Here is a 21666-nt window from a genome sequence, read left to right on the forward strand (position 1 = left end):
GCCCTCGCCCTCCCCCCTCGCCACGGGCGCCCAAGGCGCCACGGCCGCCGAGGCCATTGCGCGCGCCCTGGCCGAACCGGCCCGCACGGCCGAGGAGGCCGTCGCCCGGCCGCTCATCCTCGTAGTGCACGCCTCGGTGGGCTCGGGCCACCGCTCGGCAGCCAACGCCATCGCCGAGGCGCTGGAGGAAGCCGGCGAGGCCGCCCGCGCGGCCGGGGACGACAACTCGCTGGAAGCGCGCTCGGAAGTGCGCGTCCTCGACATCCTCGATTTCGGGCGCATCGTGTTCGACGGCGACAAGACCGCCTCCATGTTCACCGGCTGGACGCGTCCCTTCTACGACCTCACCTGGCGCTACACCCTCACTGGGCGTCTTCTGTGGGGCGGCGGCACCATTTGGGCGCGCCTCATGTACCCGAAGTTCACCGAGTACGTGCGCCGCCTGCGGCCGGCGGCCATCGTCGCCACCCACATCACCGCCGCCAACGTGGCCGTGAGCGCTCGCATGATCACGGGCCAGAGCTTCCCCATCGTCTGCGTGCCCACCGACTACGAGGCCGAGGGGCTGTGGCCCCATCTGCACACCGACCTGTTCTGCGTCGCCAACGAGTCCATGGCCGAGACGCTGCGCCCGCGGCGCGTGCCCGAGGACCGCATCCTCATCACCGGCATCCCCGCCAGCCCCGCCTTCTCGCGAACCTACGACCGCGCTAAGGCCCGCGAGGCCTTCGGACTGCCGCAGGACAAACAGGTGGTGCTGGCGCTCGCCGGGGCGAAGCTCCCCCAACCCTATGTGCACTTCCGTGCCGCCATCGGGGAGATGCTCCCCTTCATGCACGCGATGCCCTCGATGCAGCTGGTGATCGTCGCCGGGGCCGACGAGGACTACGAGCGCGAGCTGCGGCGCCAGGTGGCCGAATACGGCCTGGCCAACGTCACGGTACTCGGCTACGTGAACGCCATGGCCGAGCTCATGGAGGCCGCCGACGTGGTCATCTGCAAGCCGGGAGGCCTCACGGTGACCGAGTGTTTGTGCGCCCATGCGCCCATGATCCTCTTGGGCCGCGCCTACGGCCAGGAGAAGGCCAACGTGCGCATGCTCACCGCCGCCGGAGCCGCTATGGCCGCCACCACGCCTCGCGAGCTCTTGGACACCCTGCGCCACATCAGCGACCACTCTGCGAGCGCCCATGCCATGCTGATGAACGCCTCCATCCTGCGGCGCCCCAACGCCGCCGAGGACATCGCCCGGGCCACCTTCGCCCTCATCCGGCGCGAACCGCCGCGAGACGCGAAGCTGCGGGCCAAGCACTTCCTGCACTTCTACTGGGGCAAGAAGCCGGCCCACGTCCGCTAGGACGCCCCAACCGCTACCGCCACGATCCGAACCACGAAAGAGAGCTTCATGACCACCTTTGCCGAACTCGGCCTTTCCGACGCCGTTCTTGCCGCCGTCGATCATCTCGGCTACACCGAGCCGACCCCCGTTCAAGCCCAGGCCATCCCGCTCGTCCTCCAGGGGCGCGACATTATCGCCGCCGCCAAGACCGGCACGGGAAAAACGGCCGCCTTCTCGCTGCCGAGCCTGGACGTCCTCGCCCGCGCCGAGCGCAAGAAGGCGCCGGCCATGCTCGTCATCACCCCCACCCGCGAGCTGGCCATGCAGATTCAGGAAGTCTGCCAAACCATCGCCCGCACCCGCGGCCTGCGCGTCGCCAATGTGGTGGGCGGCGTGAAGATCGAGCCGCAGATCGACCGCCTCGCGCGCGGCGTGGACGTGCTCATCGCCACGCCGGGGCGCCTCATCGACCTCATGAACCAGAAGGCCGTCGACCTCTCCCAGGTTCAAGTGCTCGTGCTGGACGAGGCCGATCGCATGCTCGACATGGGATTTCTCCCCTCGGTGCGCCGCATCGTGGAGGCGACGCCGAAAAGCCGCCAGACACTTCTGTTCTCGGCCACCATCGACAAGGGCGTGCTCGACCAGGTGGACGCCATGCTGGACGATCCGGCCATTGTGCAGATCGCCGCGAAGGGCGAGACGGCCGACACCGTGGAACAGTACATCGCGCACGTGCCCCACACCCTGAAGCCCGACCTTCTGGCGGCACTTTTGAAGGAGCGGGGGCACAAGCGCGTCATCGTCTTCGCCCGCACGCGCCATCGGGCCGATGCTGCCTGCCGCAAGCTGAAGCGAGCCGGCTACCACGCCGAGGCCATCCATTCCGACCGCTCCCAGAACCAGCGCAAGCGCGCCCTGGACAACTTCGCCTCCGGCGAGACCGACATCCTCGTGGCCACCGACGTGCTGGCCCGCGGCATCGACGTCGACGAAGTGTCCTATGTGGTGAACTACGACGTGCCCACCCAGGCCGAGGACTACGTGCACCGCATCGGCCGCACGGGCCGCGCCGGAGCCGAGGGCTTCGCGATCACCTTCGTCAGCCCCGAGAACAAAGACGAGCTGGCGGCCATCGAGAAGCTCATCAAGCGCGACATCCCCGAGATCGAGATCGCGGGCTTCAACTTGGAAGAGGCCGCCGAGGCCGCAGCCGAGCGCGCCACGCGGGCCAATGCCCGACGCGACCCCGAGCTGGCAGCGGCCGCCCGCGAGCTCGCCAAGAAGGAGAAGCGCCGCGCCAAGGAGAAGGAGCGTGCCGAGCAGGCTGCCGCCGAGTCGCGCCAGCGCGGCACGCGCAAGAAGCAGGGCGGCAAGAGCGCCGGCGCCGCGCACAGCTCGAGGAAGAGCGGGACGGGATCTAAGGCGGCTCCGAAATCCAAAGCGCCCAAGGGCGGCAACCGCGCGAAGACGGGTTCCGCGGCGGCAAGCGGCGCGCCGCGTACGTCGAGCGACTTCCGCCCCGGTCGCGCCCATCGCGCTGCCGTCGCCGCCAAGCGCAGCGGCGGCAAGCGCCGCGGCTAAGAGCATCTACGTCATAAGTTTTCCGTAGGGGGCGACCTTGGTCGCTCCCTGTCGCAAGGATCGCCATCGCCGAGAGGGCCGACCGAAGTCGGCCCCTACGGAGTCGTGCACAAGCCGACCATTGCCGGAACATGGCGGTGGCAGCCGAACCACAGCGGCCCGTTGCGCCCGCGAGCGGGCAAGCCGTCCAACGTTCGGGCTGCTCGCCGGGAAGATACCCTCCGTTTGCCGTACTCCACATTCAGCGGAGGATTGTTCGGGTATTGTAACCTCAGTATTTCTGGGGAAGGGAATATTGCATGAAGATCGCTGTCGCTTGCGACGGACTCGATATAGCCGCGGCTGCGGCCACCTGCTCGAGCTTTGCCTGTTACACCACGCAAAGCGGCGTCGTCACAGGCTGCAGCAACGTGCCGAACATGGGGCTCACTCCGCGCGAGCGGGCCTCCATCCTGCAGCAAATGGGCGTCGATGCCCTCATAGCCCGTCAATTCACCCCCGAGGGCCTCGCGGCCTTGGACGAAGCGGGCATCGAGGCCGTCATCTCCAACGCCGCGTCCCCCCGCGAGGCGGCGGATCTGTACCTTTACCGCACGCTCATGGGTGAGGAGGGCCTATCGGAAAAGAGCATCAAAGAGGAGCCTCTCGGCGAGCTGGACGACGCCTTCGCCCGCATCGAGCTTAAGCTCGTCGCCCAAAGCGCTTAGCCCTCGCTCGCACTCCCTCAACGAAAAAGGACCCCGAAGGGTCCTTTCTTTGTGCGCTCTTTCGAACGAAGCAAATTAAGCCACAGCTTTTTTCGCAACTTCCACCAGGGCGGCGAAGGCCGTCGGGTCGTTCACGGCCATGTCGGCGAGCACCTTGCGGTCGAGCACGACGCCGGCCTTCTTCAGGCCGTTCATGAACACCGAGTAGGACAGGCCGTTGATGCGGGCCGCGGCGTTGATGCGGGTGATCCACAGGCGACGGATCTCGCGCTTCTTGTTGCGACGGTCGCGGTACATGTACTGAAGCGAATGCTGCACCTGCTCCTTCGCGGCGCGGTAGGAACGAGACTTCGCACCGTAGTAGCCCTTCGCACGATTGAGGACGGTACGACGCTTCTTGCGGGCATGGACGGAACGCTTTACACGAGGCATATCTTAATCACTCCTTGAAGACGAATGGGACTAGCGAAGGCCGAGCTGGCGCTCGACGACCTTGGTATCCGCCTTGGCGACCTCGGTCTCGTGGCGGAAGTTGCGCTTGCGCTTGGGGCTCTTCTTGGTGAGGATATGGCTCTTGAACGCCTTGGCGCGCATGAGTTTGCCGGTACCGGTCTTGCGGACGCGCTTGGCCATACCGCGATGGGTCTTCATCTTGGGCATTAGTTGTCCTTTCCTTCGTCGTTCTTGGAATCCTTTTTCTTTTTCGCGGTCGCGGGCAGAGGCGCGATGAGCATGTGCATGTTGCGCCCCTCCATCTTCGGCTGGTTCTCGATGACGGCAACGTCCTTCAGGTCGTCGGCCAATCGTTCGAGAATGGAGAGGCCCTGCTCGGGGTGGGCCATCTCGCGGCCGCGGAACATGATGGTGATCTTCACCTTGTTGCCGGCCTCCAAAAAGCGCAGCACGTGCTTCTTCTTGGTGGTGTAGTCGCCCACGTCGATCTTCGGCCGGAACTTCATCTCCTTGACCTCGATCTTGTTCTGGTTCTTACGAGCCTGCTTGGCCTTGATGGCCTGGTCGTACTTGAACTTCCCGTAGTCCATGATGCGGCACACGGGCGGCGTGGCGTTCGGAGCGATCTCCACCAGATCGAGATTCATGTCGTCGGCGATCTGCTGGGCCTGGTGCGTGGGATACACGCCCATCTGGTTCCCGTCGAAATCGATGAGACGGCACTCGCGCGTGGTGATCTCATCGTTGAGCCGGGGCTCTTGAGCAGCTATCGCGCTCACCTCCCTTTCGTGTTCTCACACATAAAAACCCGCCGGGCCAACAAGGCGCACGGCGGGCTTACACGCAAAGTTTCTATCTGCGGGTACCCATCAGCAACCTTGGAAGGCGCCGAACCAGGTGGAGAGCTTTCGCCCTCGCTTGATTGACAGCTTGCCCAGTATAGCGTTGCCGTCGCTCCCGCGCAAGGGAAATTCTAGGAGTTTACATATATGAAGATGGTGCGGACGGTGTCGGCCAAGTTGTCCGAGGCGTTGGCCATGGAGTAGTCGTAGGAGAGCACCGCCGACCAGGCATGGGGCGCACCGTCGATGTCCACCTCGCCGTTGAAGGAGCAGTACTCCTTGGTGCGGGTCGTGCCGTCGGTGTCGAAGGAGGTGTAGGACTCCGCGTCCTCGGGCAGCTCCACGGCGCCCTCGGGCACCGACACGCCGGCTTCTGCCAGGGTCTTCTCGATGATGTGCTCGGTGCGCACGGCATCGGCGAAGCTGAGGGAGCCGTAGCCGAGCGAGCTGGTGGACGTGGAATAGCCCGCCTGAATGATCTTGCCGTCGGCGTCGAGTCCCAAATACACCGTGGGCGTACCCGTACGGCTGTCAGCCGGCTCAGCGGTGAGCGCGACGCGCACCTCGCTCTTGATGGGGTTGCCCTCCTCGTTCACCGCCCGGGGCTCGGCGGCCGTGGCGCCGTGCTGCAGAATGTCGATGGCCTCCTGCTGGGTGTGGCCCAGCAAGCTCACCAAGTCGGGCACCGTCGTCACCTTGGCGGCATCGGCGGAGTCCGTCGCGTCCTCGGAGGCGATGGCGGCGACCTCCTGCTCCGAGGAGAGCGCCTGCTGCACCGCGCTGGAAGAGGCCTCCTTGTACAGCTGAACGCCGAAGTAGACCATGGCGGCCAGAATGAGCACGAGCAGGATGATGACCACGATAAGAATGCGGCGCATACGGCGCGACTTGCGCATGTACTCGGGCAGCTCCGCCTTCTTTCGGGCCTTCTCGTTCATCTCACTCGCGTGCTTGGCATGGCGCCCGCGCGAGGCGCCGTCGCCCTTCTTCGCGCCATGGGCGGCCTTGCTCGCAGGCTTGGTTGGCGCCACGTCGGCCGTCACCACGCCGAGGGGCACAGCGTCGGGCACGGGCGAGGCATCGGCGCCGTCGGCGTCTGCGGCATCGGCGCCGTCGGCGTCCAGCGGACGACCGGCGTAGAAGTCCTCGAAGACCGCTTCATCGGGAAACGACTCGCCGGCGGCCAAGCCCTCGTCGTCGAGTACTTCCCCATCGCCCAAGTCCACCTCTTCGAAGACGCCCTCCTCGTCGACGACGATATCCTCCCCGACGACAGAGCCGTCGCCCTCGTCCACGGGGGGCATGGCCGTGGTGAAGCCATCCGCCGACACGGGGTGGAAGGCCTCGGTGAGGCCCATGGCATTGCCGTCGTCGGCGCTAATGCCGGCGTCGCGGTTGCGCTTGCTTCTTCTCACCATGTGCTCGCTGTTCCTCTCGCTTCTCGAAGGCCCACGGGGCTAGTGGGCCAAAAGGTACCAGGCCGCAAAGGCGACAATGCCCAGCACGGCCACGACGATGATGACCTTCTGGGTCGTGGACATCTTGGTCGCTTCCAAGTCATCGAGGGTCGTCTCATGGTAGGAGACGGCATCGGCGGTCTCTCCCGCACCCTCCTTTTCCACGGCGGCCTCTTCCACAGCCTCCGCTACCGCGTCGTCGGCCTCTTCGGCGCCCGGCTCGTCGACCGGCTCCTCAAGGGGCGCTTCCTCGACCGGCTCCTCGGCGGCCGGCTCTTCTACGACGCCGGCCTGGATGACCACATCGTCGTCATCGTCGGCCGTGACCGTGATATGCGAGAACTCCTTGGAATTCGCCATGGGAGCTTGCATCCTTTCTGTTTGGGGTTGCCCTATTATAGCCGATGGGCCGCGCGGCGCGCATCCGCTGCACCAGTTCTGCATCCGGGCACCACGCGAAGGCGCCGCGCGAGGGGCGCCGCGCAGGCACCCGGAGAACCGTTGCCAGTCGCCGACGCCCGCAGAGCCGTCGCGGCGGCCGCCCCTCAGCACCCTTTAGGCCAGAAGGTCGACGACGTTGAATCCCTCGCCGCTGGCACGGATGACCTCGCCGTTGCCGAAGCAGCACACCGGTCCGGCCCCGGCGATGGCGTCCACCGAGGAGGCCAGCGCGCGCACGTCATCGATGCCGGCTGCGCGCACCTCCTCGCGCACCCGGGCCCGGTCTTCCAAGGTGGCGCCGGAGAAGTATAGGCCGTCCTGGCGACGCAAAAGCTCGCGGGCCTTGGCCGGCGCGTCCAGGGAGGCCACCGTGGAGACCACGTAGCCGTCCATCTCCGATTCCGTGGGGTTAAAGACGCCGGCGAGCCAGTCGCCGGAGGTGCGGAAGCGCTCGACGGTCTCGTCGATGCGCGGGTCGCGGTAGGAGTAGAAGCGGCTCGAGCCCGAGCGCGTCGTCTGGAAGCCGGCCCCGTAGGCGCCGCCCTTCACGCGCACCTCCGTCCACAGAAAATCGTAGGACAGGATGCGCGAGGCCAAAAGCCACGCGCCGCCGTAGGGCTCGCCGAGCAGGCGGCGGTCCCAGCCGCAGGCGGTGTAGGTGACGTCGCTCGCCACGACGAAGGCCTCGTGCCCATCCTCAGGCGCCGGCACCGTGAGCGCCGGGGCGCCCGCCATGCCGCCGAAAGGCGAAGACGCCTCCCGGAAGGCAGCGAGCGCCGCCTCGTCGCCCCCGAAGGAGAGCGTGCAGCCGCCGTCGGTGAACAGGCGGCGGGACAGCTCGGCCAGCTTCGCGGAAAGCTCGCAGGCCCGCTCGTCGAAGCTCGCGAGCAGCTCCTTCAAGAAGCGGTAGAAACCGACGCCGGAGAGCGCCTCGCGCACCACCCCGGCCGGCAGGTAGTAGGAGGCGACCCGCGCCATGGCGGCGCTGTGGCCGGCCGAGGCGAAGGCCTGCTCCATGGCGATGCGCCGCTGGCCCAAGATGTCGCGGATGCGCTCGATGTCGGAGAAATCGGTCTCGCGCAGCACTTCCTCGGCCAGGTGTGCCGCCCAGGGCACCTCCTCGTCAAGGGCAGAGGAGCCCATGACGAACATCGGCCGCAGCCGCTCGCGGTCCTCGGCGTCCTCGTGCACTTCAACGGCGAACCCGAGGTTGCCCAGATGGGCCTGGACAAGCGTGTCCAGCTCGGCCGCCGTGTGGCGGGACGTATCCAACTTGCCGAGCACGCAGGCCAGCACCGTGGCGTAGGGCAGCTCGTCGAAGGCGAGGCCGTCCATGGCGAAGTAGCGGTAGGCGTAGGCGATGCCGCGGCAGGGCAGATGGTGGCGGATGAGGCGCCAGGGCCCGCACTCCCCCACCTCCCACATCGCCTCGGCGGGCGCCTCGCCGATATCGGCCCGCGAAAGCTGCGGAAGTTTCGCGAGGGCCTCCGGCGCGTCCGGCGCCTCCTGGGCCTCGCGCAGCGCGCGCACGGCCTCGCGGATAGACGCGGCCTCGTCCTCGGTGAGCTCGGCGGCCGCCTCGCGCTCGCCGGCTGCCTCGGCCTCTTCGGCGGCCTCGTCGCTTTCCGTGGGCACCACCTCGGCGCAGGCGCGGTGGTCGTTATCCAGGAACAGCTCGCGCAAAAGCGCCTCGAAGTACCCCTCCTCCACCTTCTCGCGCAGGCTGGCGAAGACGTCCTCGAAGCGCAGGTAGGCCGCCGGGTCGTCGTCGGAGTACAGCCATCCGGCCATGGCGGACATGGCCAGCACCACGCCGTCGGGGTAGCCGAAGTTGCGCTCGCGCATGACGAACTCGGCGTGGGAGAGGGCCGCCCGCACCAGCTCGCGGTCGAGCCCGCCCTCGGCGAGGCGCCGGGCCTCGGCCGCAACGATGGCGCGCAGCCTCTCGGCGGCACCGGGCCGGGCGCCCCGCAGGGATACCACGGCGAAGGGCTGGGCCACGGAGTCGGCCACGTACCCGATGGCGTCGTCGGCGATGCCCGCGTCGAGCAGCGCCCGCTTCAGGGGCGACTCGTTGGCCCCCATGATGGCGTCCATCAAAATGTCGGCGGCCACAATGCGCTCGCGCTCGGCGGCGCGCCCGATGACGAAGCCCACGGCGGCGCAGGCGTTCTCCGGCGCGGTGGCCATGGGCACGACAACCGGCGCGGGAGCCACGGGGGCCTGCAGCCCGAGCGGGTTGATGTCCAGCGGCCCGCGCTCTTTCGCGGCCAGCGGCGCCAAATAGCGCTCGTCTAGAAAGCCGAGGAAGCGGTCGGCATCCAGGTTGCCGTATAGGATGATGTAGGCGTTGTCGGGACGGTAGTGGCGCCGATGGTTCTCGAGAAAGCCCTCGTAGGTGAGCGTTGGGATTGCCGCCGGCGTGCCGCCAGACTCGAAACGGTAGGTCGTGTCCGGGAACAGCGCCGCCGACAGCCCGTCGTAGAGCACGGAATCGGGCTCGGAGAGCGCGCCTTTCATCTCGTTGTACACGACGCCGTTCACCACAAGGCGCTCGCCTTCTCCCTCCCCTTCCAGCTCGCGGTGCCAGCCCTCCTGCTGGAAGATGACGGGGCGCCGGTAGATGTCGGGGTGGAAGACCGCGTCCAGGTAGACGTCCATGAGGTTGACGAGATCCTGCTCGTTGGTGGACGCCACGGGGTACATGGTCTTGTCCGGGAAGGTCATGGCGTTTAAGAACGTCTGCATGGAGGTCTTCAGCAAATTGACGAAGGGCTCCTTCACCGGGAACTTCTCCGATCCGCACAGCACCGAGTGCTCCAAAATGTGGAACACGCCGGTGTCGTCGGCGGCCGGGGTCTTGAAGGTGATGGAGAAGGCCTTGTTGGCGTCGTCGTTCTCGATGAACATGAGGCGGGCGCCGGAGGCGGCGTGATGCATGAGGTGCACCGTGCCCTCCACCTCACTTATCGGCTCGCTTTTCACGGCGGTAAAGCCGTGGGAGGCGGCCACCTGTTCCAAATCGGTCATGGTCTGTCTTCCTTTCGAAGGGTTCCTGCGAAGGGCCCCGCGACCGGCCCTGGCGGCCCGGCGCGGAGCAACGGAGTGTTCGTGAGTATTCTACCCGTCCGCGCGTCGCCGTTTCCAACCAATATGGTGTCGTTATGATTTCTCCGCGACGGGGGAATTTTCGCTATAATCAGCCCCGAACTATCTAGACGAGACGAGACAGATACGGAGTATCCCATGCTCGAACTTAAGAACCTGGTGTTCGAGGTGCCGGCCGACGACGGGGGCACCAAGCGCATCATCGACGATCTCTCCCTGACCATTCCCGACGACCGCTTCACGGTCATCACCGGACCCAACGGCGGCGGCAAGTCCACGCTCGCCAAGCTCATCATGGGCATCGAGGAGCCCACGAGCGGCCAGATCCTCTTCAACGGCGAGGACATCACGGACAAATCCATCACCGAGCGCGCCCGCCTCGGCATCGGCTACGGCTTCCAGCAGCCGGCCCGCTTCCGCGGCATGAAGGTGAAGAAGTTGCTCGACATCGCCGCCGGCAAGAAGCTGCCCATGCTCGCCTGCAACGAGTACCTCTCGAAGGTGGGCCTGTGCTCGGCGAGCTACCTCACCCGCGAGGTGGACAAGTCGCTGTCGGGCGGCGAGGTGAAGCGCATCGAGATCGCCACCATTTTGGCCCGCGACCCGAAGCTGGCCATCTACGACGAGCCCGAGGCCGGCATCGATTTGTGGAGCTTCGACAGGCTCACCGAGACGTTCCGCGACATCCACGAGGCCCGCGACGGGCGCTCCATCGTCATCATCTCGCACCAGGAGCGCATCATCTCGCTGGCCGACGAGATCGTGCTTCTGCGCGACGGCCAGGTGGCCGAGACGGGCACGCCGGCCGAGCTCATGCCGCGGCTCGGGTTCGCGGCCCGCAGCCTGGACGATCACGGCTGCCCGCTTTCCACCCCCACCGAGCTGCACCTAACCGAGATCCCCACCACCTGCTAGAGGAGCTATCATGACCGTTGATCTTTCCCCCATCGACGAGAACCTGCTCGCCGAGATCGCCAATATGCACGGCATGCCGAAGGGCGCCTTCAACGTGCGCAAGGACGGCGAACTGGTCGAGCGCCATTCCTCGGCCTACATCGACATTTCCACCAAGACCGACAACCCCGGCATCGACATCCGCATCGCGGACGGCACCAAGGGCGAGACGGTGTACATCCCCGTCATCGTGACGAAGTCGGGCTTGAAGGACGTCGTGTACAACACCTTCTACGTGGGCGAGAACTGCGACATCACCATCATCGCCGGCTGCGGCATCCACAACGATTCCCACGACGCCTCCGAGCACGACGGCATCCACAGCTTCTATCTGGGGAAGAACAGCCGCGTACGCTACGTGGAGAAGCACTACGGCGAGGGCGATGGCTCAGGCGAGCGCATCCTGAACCCCACCACCAACGTGTACATGGAGGAGGGCTCCTCCTGCGAGATGGAGATGGTACAGCTGCGCGGCGTCACCTCCACCGTGCGCGACACCAACGCCGAGCTGGGCGCGGACGCCAAGCTCGTACTCACCGAGAAGCTGCTCACCCACGGCAACCAGACCGCCATTTCCAACATGAAGGTGGAGCTGAAGGGCGAGGGCTCTTCCGTGCAGGTGATCTCCCGCTCGGTGGCCCAGGACGACTCCGTGCAGGTGTTCAACCCGCTCGTCATCGGCGAGTGCGCCTGCCGCGGGCACGTGCAGTGCGACGCCATCATCATGGGCAACGCCAAGGTGAAGGCCATCCCCGGCATCGAGGCCGCCAGCGAGGACGCCATGCTCGTCCACGAGGCCGCCATCGGCAAGATCGCCGGCGACCAGATCGTGAAGCTCATGACGCTGGGCCTCACCGAGGAAGAGGCCGAGGCCGAGATCCTGGACGACTTCTTGAGCTAGGCGCTGGCGCACCGCCGCACCCGCATCACCATCGAACGAGGGCGGTTCCCGAAGGAGCCGCCCTCTTCTTTTTGCAAACCGCAGCCCGAGGCGGGTTTTTGCCACTGCGAGCATCGTGCTACGACATTTTCGGCCCTCGGGCTGCGGGTGAAACGACAAAAAGAGCCCTCGGGCTGCGGATTCAGCGCTTCAACCCGCAGCCCGAGGGCCACTTTTGTCATTCGTCCGTACAGCTGAGGCTCATCTTCCCGAAAGCGGGACTCAGTGCATTGAAGGAAAGGACACTATTCGGCCGCGTCCTCGTCGCCGGAACTGCCGGAGTCGCCTGCATCGCCGGAGTCCTCGCTACCAGAATCGTCGCCGCTACCGGTATCGCCGGACTCATCGGAGCCGTCCGACGAGTCGCCGGAACCGGTGTCTTCGGAGCCCGTGTCTCCCGAGTCGCCGGTGTCGGCATCACCGCTGTCGGAATCGCCCACGTCCTCGCTATCGGAACCCGTGGCGGCGTCGGCGGCGGAGGCGGTCAGATCGCTGACGACGGTGAGATCGCCCAGGGCCACGGTGGTGCCGAGCCACTTGCGCTCAATGACGTTGATGGTGCCGTCGCTCACCAGGCGCGCGAGCACGTCGCCGGCGGCCGTCTGCAAATCGACGTTCTCGTTCGAGACGCCCATGCAGTAGCCGGTCGGCGACATGAGCATGGCGACGATGGACACGTCGAGCCCCTGGCCATGGGCCGCGTACAGGCCGATGACAGCGTCGGCGGCCACGTACTGCACGCTTCCGGCCTCAAGCGCCTCAAAGGCCTCCTTCAGGCTGTCGGTGGGCGTGAGGCTGGACTCGCCGAACCCGTTGGAGACGGCCCAGGCGCTCTTCGAGGAAACTTGGGCGGCGAAGGTGGCACCGGAATCCTGGGTGGGAGTGCCCGCGTCGGGGCTCAGCGCGAACAGGGCGATGCCCGTGGGCAGGTAGGAGGCCGAGCGCCAGAAATCGCCGTCGCTCGCGGAGTCGTCGATGCCGAGCACCACGTCCACCGTGCCGTTGGCGAGTGCCCCGGCCGGGTCGCTGCCCACATCCACCACCGACAGCTTCAGCCCCAGCTCGTCGGCGAGAGCCGCGGCGATGTCCACGTCGATTCCGATGATCTTGCCGCTGCCCATACCGGCCAGAGGCGGGTTCTCGGTGTTGACGCCCACGCGCAGGGTGCCCTCCTCGCCGATGACCGGGGGCGCCACCTCGGCGGACTTCAGCTCCGGCTGATAGGTGCCCGATCCAGTGCATCCGGCCAGGCCGAACAGGCCGACCGCGAGCAGCGCCGCAAAGGCAACCGCAACGAACGAACGCTTTCTCACATCATCCTCCGTCTAATTCAATCGGTACGTTGCCTCTTTCGACTGACCTAGTCTTTGACCCCACACTCGCGCACCGGGGCGTTCGCTTGCGCTAGTAGCCCTCTCGCCCGTCACGGCGTCCGTGCCGCGAAAATGTCAGCGGGCGGTGCGACTTACCTCTAGGATACGCCATGCTCACGGCGGGCAACGCCCACGCGCTTACGTGGATCCTTTCGACCGCATCTGCCATGGACTTGGAAAGACGTCGCGTCTCTCCGCAACTACAGACCCGAAAGAAGCATCGCTAAGTGTAGCAGAAGTGGGCTTAGACGGGGCAAAGCCCCGCAGAACCTACGAAGTGCGAAAGCCGTGCGGTCGGCGCGGGGCGCGGGATGAGACGCGAACGCGGTCGGCGCGGGGAACGAAACGGGACATTCCCGCGTCATTTCCACGGTCGTGCGCGCGTAGACTGCCCCCATGAAGCCGATGAAAGGACAGATGGCGCTCTTCGATGAGCGAACGCCGGCGAAGAGCCGTCGGGAGGGCGCGGCCGCGAAACACGCCGCTCCCTCCCGCCGCCTGCGCGCGGACTGGCGCGCCGCGCGCGACTTCGCCGCGGACATGGTGGCCGAGACGCTCTACCCCACCCGCTGCGCGGTGTGCGATAAGCCCGGCGCGGTGCTGTGCGGCTCCTGTGCCGCGGCGCTCCCCTACATCGACGCGCTGACGGCCTGCCCGCGCTGCGGCGCGCCCTTCGGCGTCGTGCAGTGCTCGGAGTGCACGTCCGTGCTGATGGAGCCCTTCGGCTACAAGGAGCCGCCCTACGACGAGATGGCGAGCGCCCTCGTGCTTACCGAGGCCGTCCGCCGCATTGTAACGGTGTACAAGGATCAGAACGAGCGCGGCCTGGCACGGCCCATGGCCCAGATCATGGCCCGCTACCTGCCGCCCCGCTGGATGGGCGCAGCGCCGGTCGTCACCTTCGTGCCCGCCACGGCCGCCGCCCGGCGGCGGCGCGGCTTCGACCATGCCGAGCATCTGGCCCGCGAGTTGTCGTTCATCGCCGGGCTGGACTTCGCCCCTCTGCTCGTGGCCGCCCGCAGCCGCGACCAGCGGAAGCTGGGGCGGACGGGACGCATCGGCAACATGAGGCATTCGCTCACCGCGCTGGCCGGCGCCAGCATGCCCGCCGCCGTCATCGTCGTGGACGACGTGTGCACCACCGGTGCCACGTTGTTCGCCGCCACCGAGGCCCTGCGCACCGCCGGTGCCAAGATCGTCTGGTGCCTCACGTTCGCGCGAACCTAGGACGCAGCCTTTCGCCCCGAGGATACATAAGAAGCATCCTCGGGGCGGGGAGCTGGCCGACCCCGCCCGTTTCGCTACCTTAGGCAACGGGAGAAAGGCAGGCAAATGGACCTTTGCGATTGGGTTCGTTTTGCGGCTTGCTTGCTGAACCTGATGGCTCGAATCCGCGAGTACGCGGATTCGAGCCGAAAGGCAAGGCGGGCACGTCATGCAAGACGGCCCAAATAACAAACGGTTCAGGGGAGATTTCACTGGCCAGTGGCTCCCCTCGAGCCTGCCTTATATTCTAGCAAGCATCGCTAGAAAATGAAAGGAGTTATTTCGAGGAGAGACGAACGCCCTCGGCCTCGGAGAACTCGGCGACGTCCACCGAGATGGAATGGCGGATGGGCTTCCACGCCGCCTTCTTCACGAGCGCGATGAGCGCAATGGGGATGTAGGTGAGCATGAAGAAGGGGAAGGTGAACATGTAGCGGATCTTCTTCGCCGTGGTGGTGCGGATGGAGTCCCATTCCACGAAGGTGGTAAGCACGCCGAAGACGAACATGAACACGATGTAGTTGCACAGACAGAACACGACCGAGGTCACCGAGCTCGCGATGGCCACGCCCGTGGACATGACGCCCGTGGCCGCCAGCACGATGATAATGGTGTTGAACAGAATGGAGATGATGGAGAGCAGCATGCCCGGAGCGATGGTCATGAGCATGTCGTAGCAGGCGAAGCGGTAGCCCGCGGGATTGGTCAGCGTGCCCTTCACCAGGCCGCCCGCGTAGTGGGCGAACACCTGGTAGAAGCCCTTGGCCCAGCGGAAGCGCTGGTTCCACGAATCGCGGAAGGTGATGGGCTGCTCGTCGTAGAGCACCGCCGTCGGGCAGTAGGAGATGCGCACGCCGTCGATGATGGAGGCGGCGGAAAACTCGATGTCCTCGGTCAGCAGGTGCCACTTCCAGCCGCCGGCGGCCTTCAGGATGTCGGCGGCGATGAAGAAGCCCGTGCCCGACACGGCGCAGGAGGTGTTCAGCGTGAGGCGCGCCTGGTTCAAGAACTTCGCTTCGCGCAGGAACCACACGCCGTAGCCAGCGGAGATCCAGTTGCTGCCGAAGTTCTTGGAGTTGCGGTAGGAGGTGGAGGCCTTCGCGCCGTTATCGAAGGTGGCGTTCATCTCACGGAAGTAGTTCACATCGAGCACGTTGTCGGCGTCGAAGACGAAAAACGCCTCATAGTCGCGGTCGGCGTACTGCTCCCAGATGGCCTTCAGGCCGTAATCGAGCGCATAGCCCTTCCCCACCAGCTTGTCGTTGCTGCGGGGGAACACGATGGCGCCGGCCTCGCGGGCCACGTCGGCCGTGTTATCAGTGCAGTTGTCGGCGATGACGAAGATGTCGATGAGCTCGGCGGGATAGTTCTGCACCTTGATGGAGTGGATGAGGTCGGCGATGACCGTCTCCTCATTGCGCGCCGCCACCATGACCGCGTAGCGGTGGTTGGCGCGCGCCATCTTCTTCGGTGCCCGGCGCGTCAGCACCACGAGCACGTAGAAAAGCTGGTAGGTATAGCAAATAGTGAAGGTAAGAAACACGCAGAAATTGAAGATGTCAACGAAGGACAACGCCGACACTTGCGATGCTACGGTATCGAACACCTTGAGGCTCCTAGGACATGACATGCGCCCGCACGGTCAGTGGCGTGGGCGCGGCTGCACAAACGGTTGAAGTATAGCCCTTTCGAGCCAAGTTGGCAGCGCCAGTTGGGTCACGACGGCCGAAATGGGGGCAATCGAGGCCAAAGTGTTCCTTTTCGCCGCATTTGCGCCACATCCCCTCCATACCTGTAAGGGAAGCGTAAGGTTTGGTGGAGGGGCGGGAGGCCGGGATCGGCGGAGGGGCTCGCGCTCAAGCCCGAAACGTCAGCAGGATACGTGCGGGAGGCCGCGGGTCGGCGGAGGGGCTCGCGCGCAGGTTGCGCAGCGACTGGAACAGCCCAGTGGGCTGTTCCACCAAGCGAGCCATTGCTTGAGCACGTGCCCCTCCGCCGACCCGCGGCCGGACAGTTTAGGAAGCTTCTAGAAATTCCAAGAGTTCATATAGGCGATCTGCTCCTCGGTGAGGGTGTCGATCTCGATGCCGAGCGTCTCCAGCTTCACGCGAGCCACGTCGTCGTCAATGGCGGCGGGCACGTCGTAGACCTTGTCCTCAAGCTCGGAGGCATGCTTGAACAGGTACTCGGCGGCCAGGGCCTGGTTGGCGAAGCTCATGTCCATAACCGAGGCCGGGTGCCCCTCGGCGCAGGCGAGGTTCACAAGGCGCCCCTCGGCGAGCACGGTGATGGTGCGCCCGTCGGGCAGCGTGTACTCCTCCACCAGCGGCTTCAGCTCCTCCACCTTCACGGCGTTCGCGCGCAGCCATTTCATGTTGATCTCGGAGTCGAAATGGCCGGAGTTGCAGATGATGGCGCCGTCCTTCATGTTCTTGAAGGCCGGCTCGTCGATGACGTTGCAGTCGCCGGTGACGGTGACCCACACGTCGGCGAAGCGGGCGGCATCCTCGGCCTTCATCACGCGGTAGCCCTCCATGTGGGCCTCAAGCGCCTTCAGGGGGTCGACCTCGCAGACGATGACGTCCATACCCATGCCCTTCGCGCGCTGGGCCAGACCGCTCCCGCAGTAGCCATAACCGGACACTACCATGGTGCGGCCGCACAGAAGGCGGTTCGTGGCGCGCACGATGCCGTCCAAGGTGGACTGGCCCGTGCCGTAGTGGTTGTCGAAGCAGTGCTTGGTGTTGGCGTCGTTGATGTTGAACACCGGGTAGCGTAGCGCGCCGTCCTTCGCCATGGCCATAAGGCGCACCACGCCGGTGGTGGTCTCCTCGGTGCCGCCGATCACGCCTTCCAGCTTCTCGGGGAACTTCGTGTGCAGGGCGGTGTCCAGATCGGCGCCGTCGTCCATGATGATCTGCGGGTTGGTGGCCACCACCTCGGCAATGTGGCGCTCATAGGTTTCCGCGTCCTCGCCGGCGATGGCATACACGCGCACGCCGTAGTCGCGCACGAGCGAGGCAGCAGTGTCGTCCTGGGTGGACAGCGGATTGGAGGCACAGAGCGTCACCTCCGCGCCCGAAGCCACGAGCGTGCGCATGAGGTTCGCCGTCTCGGTGGTCACGTGCATGCAGGCGCCGATGCGCACGCCCTCGAGCGGGCGCTCCTCGGCGAAGCGCTCGCGGATGCGGGCGAGCACCGGCATGTCGCGGTCGGCCCACAGAATACGCTTTTGTCCCTCGTCGGCCAGATTGATGTCCAAAATGTCGCAGGCTTGGCTCACGGATTGCTTCCTTTCGCATAAGGTTCGTCTCTCCGGGCCGAATGCTGCCCGGGGAATGTGCATGGGCAACAGGGTAGCACAGCGCCCGCGCCCGCACGGCGCTGTTTCAAGGAACCTCCCCACAGGTTGGACAATCGGCGCAGATCTTGTGAGGCTCCAACTCGTTATGGCGCAAGGCTTTGCCCCGTCATCGAACGAGGTGTTCCGTCGCCGCCAAGACGCGACCGCTTCGGGTATCATTGCCGTATAGGTATCGTGACGCCCACCCAGGCGCCAACCCAAGAAAGGACTCCCCCATGATCGTCACCACCACCCCCACCGTGGAGGGCTACCGTATCACCGGCTACTACGGCATCGTGTTCGGCGAGGTGATCACCGGCATCAACTTCTTGAAGGACTTCGGCGCCGGTATCCGCAACCTCGTGGGCGGACGCTCCGCCGGCTACGAGGAGGAGCTGATGGGCGCGCGCAACGAGGCACTGGCGGAGATGCAGCAGCGCGCCGCGGCCTTGGGCGCCCACGCCATCGTCGGGGTGGATATGGACTACGAAGTGCTCGGCCAGGGCAACATGCTCATGGTCACCGCCTCCGGCACCGCCGTCACCGTGGAAGCGGCGTAGCGGGCCTCTTCACTCAATTCGGTCGTTGAAGAGGTCGTTTTCTGCACGAGATCGCCGTTTATGAGCGTCTAAAAGGACCCGCTGCCCTCTTAGATATACGTCTTACGTTAATTACGTCTTTAATTTCCGCATTCAGACGCTCATAAACGGCGATCTCGTGCAGGAATGGACACGCTCGTCGACTCAACGAGCGACTTCAAGCGACAGAAGGCGATAGGCCGCCGCGTCGCCGGGCACGGTGGCGGCGGGACGGTCGGGCGTGCTGCCCTCTTCGGGAGAGAGCGGCCGTTCGCTGCGAACGGTCGGCCCGGAGAACCCCGCCTCGGCAAGCCAGCCGAGAAGCTCCTCGAAGGTCGGCGCCGCCTGCACGGCGTTCGGAAGGGCGCGGGCCGCCTCAACGATGGCCGCGCGATCGACACTACCTGGGGCCGCCACGGGAACCTCGGCCAGCAGCACGCCGCCGGGTACCAGCACTCGACAGCACTCCCGCAGCGCCCGGGCCGGCGAGGCGAACAGAGAAAGCGAGCTGTTCAGGTAGACGAAGTCCGCCCATCCCTCCTCGATGCCCGCTGCGGCCAAATCTTCAGGGAAGCCGACGCGAAACGCCATGTTGCACCGGGAAAGGCCGCTGCGGTCAAGCGCCTTGGGAGCACCCGCCCGGGCCGCTTCCACAAACTCCTCGCTCCAATCGGCGCCGATGACGAAGCCGCTCTCGCCCACCTGCTCGCTCAGCTTGTAAGTCCCCTTGCCGCGCCGGCACCCCACGTTCACCACGCGCGCGCCAACCAGCGACCGCTCCGGCAGCTCCATATGGCAGCGCGCCTCGAACCCTCCCTCGCAGGCAAGATTCTCGTAGTGCCGTTGCAGCGCATCGTTTTCCATGGCCGCCCCTCTTCCTTCTAATCCTCTTCGCATAACAGCCAGAAAAACAGCTCTCCCCCAGCAGCGCCAGGCGTTTGCCGAACTCCTGGTCTTCCGGTTCTACGACAAACCGCAAAAGTGCCGTGCCGCCACGAGCTCCCGCACCCGGGCAAAAGCGGCTTCGGCATCCATCACTTTCATACCGTAGCGCGCGCCCATGCCTTCCCTACTCCGCGTGCTTGAGGGCCTGGTCGAGCTTTTGGCTGATGACCTTGGTGACGCCGTCGCCCTGCATGGAGACGCCGAACAGCACGTCAGCCATCTCCATGGTGCGGCGCTGGTGGGTGATCATGATGAGCTGGGTCTCGTCGCGCAGGCTGTCGATATAGGCCGCCAAACGGCGCAGATTCGTGTCGTCGAGTGCCGCCTCCACCTCGTCCAAGATGTAGAACGGCGTGGATCGGATGCGGTAGACCGCGAACAAGAGCGCCAGCGCCGTGAGCGACTTCTCGCCGCCGGATAAGAGCATCATCTTCGCGATGCGCTTGCCCTTGGGCTGGGCGTTCACCTCCACGCCGGTGTTCTCCACGTCGTCCGGATCCACCAGCGACAAATTTGCGCTGCCACCGGGGAACAGGATGGAGAAGATCTCCTGGAAGTTGCGATCCACCGCCTCGTAGGTGCGCACGAAGTCCTCCTTCATGCGCGCGTCGATGACGCGGTTGATCTTCGCAAGCGAGCGCCGGGCGCGATCGAGGTCCTCCAGCTGAGCGGCCAGATAGTCGTAGCGCACCTTCAGCGCATCGTACTCCTCGGCGGCATCCGGGTTGATGGTGCCGAGGTTGGCGATGCGACGGTTGATCTTGAACAGGGCGTCCTCCACCTCGGGACGGTTCTCCAGGGGCGGCACGGAAAGCGCCGTCTCCAGGGGCACGGACAGGTCGGTCGCGATGTGGTTCACCGCCGCCTCCACCTGAAGCTCGAGCCGCCCCTTCTGCACGCGAGCCTCGCTCAACCGCTCGCTTACGCCATCGAAGAGGGCGTGGGCCTCATGGGCCCGGCCGCGGGCCTCGGTGACGGAGGAATGCAGGCCGGTGGAGGAGTCCTCGGCGGCCGTGGCCTGCTCCTCCAGCTGACGCGTCCACTTCTGGGCCGAGGCGGTCAGCTCGTCGATGAGGGCGAGCACCGGCTCGATGCGGGCGGCGGAGACCGTCTTCGCGCGCAGGGCCACGCGGGCCTCCTCGCTCGCAGCGGCAAGGGTCTCCAAGTCGCGGACGCGGGCATCGCGGACGCGCTCGGCGTAGGTGGTGCGCTCGGAGAGCGTGGCCTGCGCCAGCTTCGCCTCGGCGAGGCTGTCGGAGACGCGATGGGCCTCGCGGCGCAGAGGCGCCAGCTCCTCGCTTAAGGCCTCCTGCTTCTTCTTGCCCGCATCCAGCGCCGCGTCAAGCTCCTTCACCCGGGCCTCGAAGGACTCCACGTTGGGACGGGCCGACGCCACGGCGGCCTCGGCCTCGGCGCGCTGGCGCTCGACGGATTCCAGCTCGCGGCGGCAGGAGGCCAGCTTCTCGGCGGCGGCGCTCGCGGTGTTGCGGGCCGCCTCGGCACGGCCGCGCAGGTTGGCCAGGGCCTGGGAAAGCTCAAGGGACGTGGCTTGGGCCTGGCGCAGGGCCTCCTCGGCCAAGCGGTGGGCCTCCTCGGCCTTGGCCTGGGCCGCCGCCGCGCCGGAAAGCTGCGCCCGCAGCTCCTCCAAGTGGCGCACGCGGGCGAGCACGCCGGCGCCCTCGTCAACCACGGCACCTCCCACGCTCACCTTGCCGGAGGGCCATACAATGGCACCATCCGGAGTGGCGAAGCGCAGGGCCGCGTCGTCCCGTCCGTGGGCGGAAAGCGCCGCCTCCAGGGTCGGGCACACCACCACATCGCCCAGGAGCGCCTCTACGGCGCCCCGGGCCTCTTCCGGGAAGAGGAGCTCGTCCACAAGGGGGACTCCCTCGGCCCCGCCGAAGCGCTCGCGCCGAACACGGGCCGCGCCGCGGATGCGGGAGGGACTGGCGTCGTCGCGAATGAGGAAGGACGCCTCGCCCGCGGCACCGGCGGCGGCGAGCTGTCCGGCGATGAGCTCTACCGCGCCCGCGTCTTCCACGAGCAGCGTGGCCACGTCCCCGCCCAGAAGCGATTCCACCAAAGGCTCGAAGCCGGCCGAGGCCTGGATGACGTGGGAGAGCGGCTCGCAGAGCCCCAGCACCTCGTCGACGTGCTCCACGAGCCACGCCCGGGCCTCGCCGGCGGAAAGCGCGCTTGAGCGCTCCATCTCCTCCAAGGTGGCGATCTCCACCGAAAGCGCGCGGTGGGTGTCGCGAGCCTCGTCCATGGCGGCGCGGGCCGCGTCGCGGGACTGCACGGCGGTGCCCACGGCGGCGCGGGCCGCCGCCTCGTCC

Annotated in this window: 18 protein-coding genes; 7 read left to right on the forward strand and 11 right to left on the reverse strand. The window is 66.3% G+C overall.

Annotated elements, in window-relative coordinates; genetic code table 11:
• From GO707_RS11375 to GO707_RS11385, 3 genes are all read left to right on the forward strand, one after another.
• Positions 1–1357: glycosyltransferase (locus GO707_RS11375; RefSeq protein ID WP_335878794.1), on the forward strand; the 1357-nt coding region annotated here is incomplete at its 5' end.
• A 48-nt stretch (positions 1358–1405) separates the two neighbouring features.
• Complete coding sequence (locus GO707_RS11380) at positions 1406–2923, forward strand: DEAD/DEAH box helicase (RefSeq protein WP_114549525.1); 1518 nt, start codon at positions 1406–1408, stop codon at positions 2921–2923.
• Between the two features lie 299 nt (positions 2924–3222).
• On the forward strand, positions 3223–3630 hold the full coding sequence (locus tag GO707_RS11385; RefSeq protein ID WP_114539740.1) for a NifB/NifX family molybdenum-iron cluster-binding protein: 408 nt from the start codon (positions 3223–3225) through the stop codon (positions 3628–3630).
• Between the two features lie 75 nt (positions 3631–3705).
• Here GO707_RS11385 and rplT read toward each other — a convergent pair whose 3' ends face one another.
• From rplT to GO707_RS11415, 6 genes are all read right to left on the reverse strand, one after another.
• The gene (gene rplT / locus GO707_RS11390) at positions 3706–4062 is read right to left on the reverse strand and encodes a 50S ribosomal protein L20 (protein WP_114539739.1); all 357 of its coding nucleotides are present in this window, start codon (positions 4060–4062) and stop codon (positions 3706–3708) included.
• Between the two features lie 30 nt (positions 4063–4092).
• Positions 4093–4290 (reverse strand): 50S ribosomal protein L35, encoded by a 198-nt coding sequence (rpmI, locus tag GO707_RS11395; protein WP_022739722.1) that lies wholly within the window; start codon positions 4288–4290, stop codon positions 4093–4095.
• Positions 4290–4862 (reverse strand): translation initiation factor IF-3, encoded by a 573-nt coding sequence (infC, locus tag GO707_RS11400; protein ID WP_022739721.1) that lies wholly within the window; start codon positions 4860–4862, stop codon positions 4290–4292. Before infC ends, rpmI begins: the two co-directional genes overlap by 1 nt.
• Positions 4863–5056: 194 nt before the next feature.
• Positions 5057–6343, reverse strand: coding sequence for a histone-lysine N-methyltransferase (locus tag GO707_RS11405; protein WP_114549526.1), 1287 nt, complete (start codon positions 6341–6343; stop codon positions 5057–5059).
• 39 nt (positions 6344–6382) lie between these two features.
• A complete protein-coding gene (locus tag GO707_RS11410) occupies positions 6383–6742 on the reverse strand; it encodes an SURF2 Surfeit locus protein 2 (RefSeq protein WP_114549527.1) in 360 nt (119 codons plus the stop codon).
• A 195-nt stretch (positions 6743–6937) separates the two neighbouring features.
• Positions 6938–9853: an insulinase family protein gene (locus tag GO707_RS11415; protein WP_114549528.1), complete on the reverse strand. Its 2916-nt coding sequence runs from the start codon at positions 9851–9853 to the stop codon at positions 6938–6940.
• Positions 9854–10069: 216 nt separating this feature from the next.
• On the opposite strand from GO707_RS11415, the gene GO707_RS11420 reads away from it, so the two are divergent.
• Positions 10070–10846, forward strand: a complete 777-nt coding sequence (locus tag GO707_RS11420) for an ABC transporter ATP-binding protein (RefSeq protein WP_157013067.1) — start codon at positions 10070–10072, stop codon at positions 10844–10846.
• Positions 10847–10856: 10 nt separating this feature from the next.
• Positions 10857–11786, forward strand: a complete 930-nt coding sequence (locus tag GO707_RS11425; protein WP_114539734.1) for a SufB/SufD family protein — start codon at positions 10857–10859, stop codon at positions 11784–11786.
• A 284-nt stretch (positions 11787–12070) separates the two neighbouring features.
• On the opposite strand, the gene GO707_RS11430 is transcribed toward GO707_RS11425, so the two are convergent.
• Positions 12071–13138 (reverse strand): substrate-binding periplasmic protein, encoded by a 1068-nt coding sequence (locus tag GO707_RS11430; protein WP_181815602.1) that lies wholly within the window; start codon positions 13136–13138, stop codon positions 12071–12073.
• 477 nt (positions 13139–13615) lie between these two features.
• On the opposite strand from GO707_RS11430, the gene GO707_RS11435 reads away from it, so the two are divergent.
• Complete coding sequence (locus tag GO707_RS11435; RefSeq protein ID WP_173113246.1) at positions 13616–14425, forward strand: ComF family protein; 810 nt, start codon at positions 13616–13618, stop codon at positions 14423–14425.
• Between the two features lie 316 nt (positions 14426–14741).
• Here the strand turns inward: GO707_RS11435 and GO707_RS11440 are convergent, their stop codons facing one another.
• Positions 14742–16070 (reverse strand): glycosyltransferase family 2 protein, encoded by a 1329-nt coding sequence (locus GO707_RS11440; protein ID WP_231699480.1) that lies wholly within the window; start codon positions 16068–16070, stop codon positions 14742–14744.
• A 420-nt stretch (positions 16071–16490) separates the two neighbouring features.
• On the reverse strand, positions 16491–17747 hold the full coding sequence (ahcY, locus tag GO707_RS11445) for an adenosylhomocysteinase (RefSeq protein ID WP_114549531.1): 1257 nt from the start codon (positions 17745–17747) through the stop codon (positions 16491–16493).
• 296 nt (positions 17748–18043) lie between these two features.
• Here ahcY and GO707_RS11450 point away from each other — a divergent pair, with 296 nt between their 5' ends.
• On the forward strand, positions 18044–18367 hold the full coding sequence (locus GO707_RS11450) for a putative heavy metal-binding protein (RefSeq protein ID WP_114539730.1): 324 nt from the start codon (positions 18044–18046) through the stop codon (positions 18365–18367).
• Positions 18368–18550: 183 nt separating this feature from the next.
• On the opposite strand, the gene GO707_RS11455 is transcribed toward GO707_RS11450, so the two are convergent.
• The gene (locus GO707_RS11455) at positions 18551–19249 is read right to left on the reverse strand and encodes a methyltransferase domain-containing protein (RefSeq protein WP_181869695.1); all 699 of its coding nucleotides are present in this window, start codon (positions 19247–19249) and stop codon (positions 18551–18553) included.
• Between the two features lie 205 nt (positions 19250–19454).
• A partial coding sequence (locus GO707_RS11460; RefSeq protein ID WP_157013069.1) for a coiled-coil domain-containing protein occupies positions 19455–21666 on the reverse strand: 2212 nt, incomplete at its 5' end.

The sequence above is a fragment of the Adlercreutzia rubneri genome (genome assembly GCF_009755265.1).
Classification (GTDB): Bacteria; Actinomycetota; Coriobacteriia; order Coriobacteriales; family Eggerthellaceae; genus Adlercreutzia; species Adlercreutzia rubneri.

Excerpts from the sequence above, each read along its gene's own strand:
- GO707_RS11380 (WP_114549525.1), top strand. The coding sequence starts at position 1,406 with ATGACCACCTTTGCCGAACTCGGCCTTTCCGACGCCGTTCTTGCCGCC.
- GO707_RS11385 (WP_114539740.1), top strand. The coding sequence starts at position 3,223 with ATGAAGATCGCTGTCGCTTGCGACGGACTCGATATAGCCGCGGCTGCG.
- rplT (WP_114539739.1), bottom strand. The coding sequence starts at position 4,062 with ATGCCTCGTGTAAAGCGTTCCGTCCATGCCCGCAAGAAGCGTCGTACC.
- rpmI (WP_022739722.1), bottom strand. The coding sequence starts at position 4,290 with ATGCCCAAGATGAAGACCCATCGCGGTATGGCCAAGCGCGTCCGCAAG.
- GO707_RS11405 (WP_114549526.1), bottom strand. The coding sequence starts at position 6,343 with ATGGTGAGAAGAAGCAAGCGCAACCGCGACGCCGGCATTAGCGCCGAC.
- GO707_RS11410 (WP_114549527.1), bottom strand. The coding sequence starts at position 6,742 with ATGGCGAATTCCAAGGAGTTCTCGCATATCACGGTCACGGCCGACGAT.
- GO707_RS11415 (WP_114549528.1), bottom strand. The coding sequence starts at position 9,853 with ATGACCGATTTGGAACAGGTGGCCGCCTCCCACGGCTTTACCGCCGTG.
- GO707_RS11420 (WP_157013067.1), top strand. The coding sequence starts at position 10,070 with ATGCTCGAACTTAAGAACCTGGTGTTCGAGGTGCCGGCCGACGACGGG.
- GO707_RS11425 (WP_114539734.1), top strand. The coding sequence starts at position 10,857 with ATGACCGTTGATCTTTCCCCCATCGACGAGAACCTGCTCGCCGAGATC.
- GO707_RS11435 (WP_173113246.1), top strand. The coding sequence starts at position 13,616 with ATGGCGCTCTTCGATGAGCGAACGCCGGCGAAGAGCCGTCGGGAGGGC.
- GO707_RS11450 (WP_114539730.1), top strand. The coding sequence starts at position 18,044 with ATGATCGTCACCACCACCCCCACCGTGGAGGGCTACCGTATCACCGGC.
- GO707_RS11455 (WP_181869695.1), bottom strand. The coding sequence starts at position 19,249 with ATGGAAAACGATGCGCTGCAACGGCACTACGAGAATCTTGCCTGCGAG.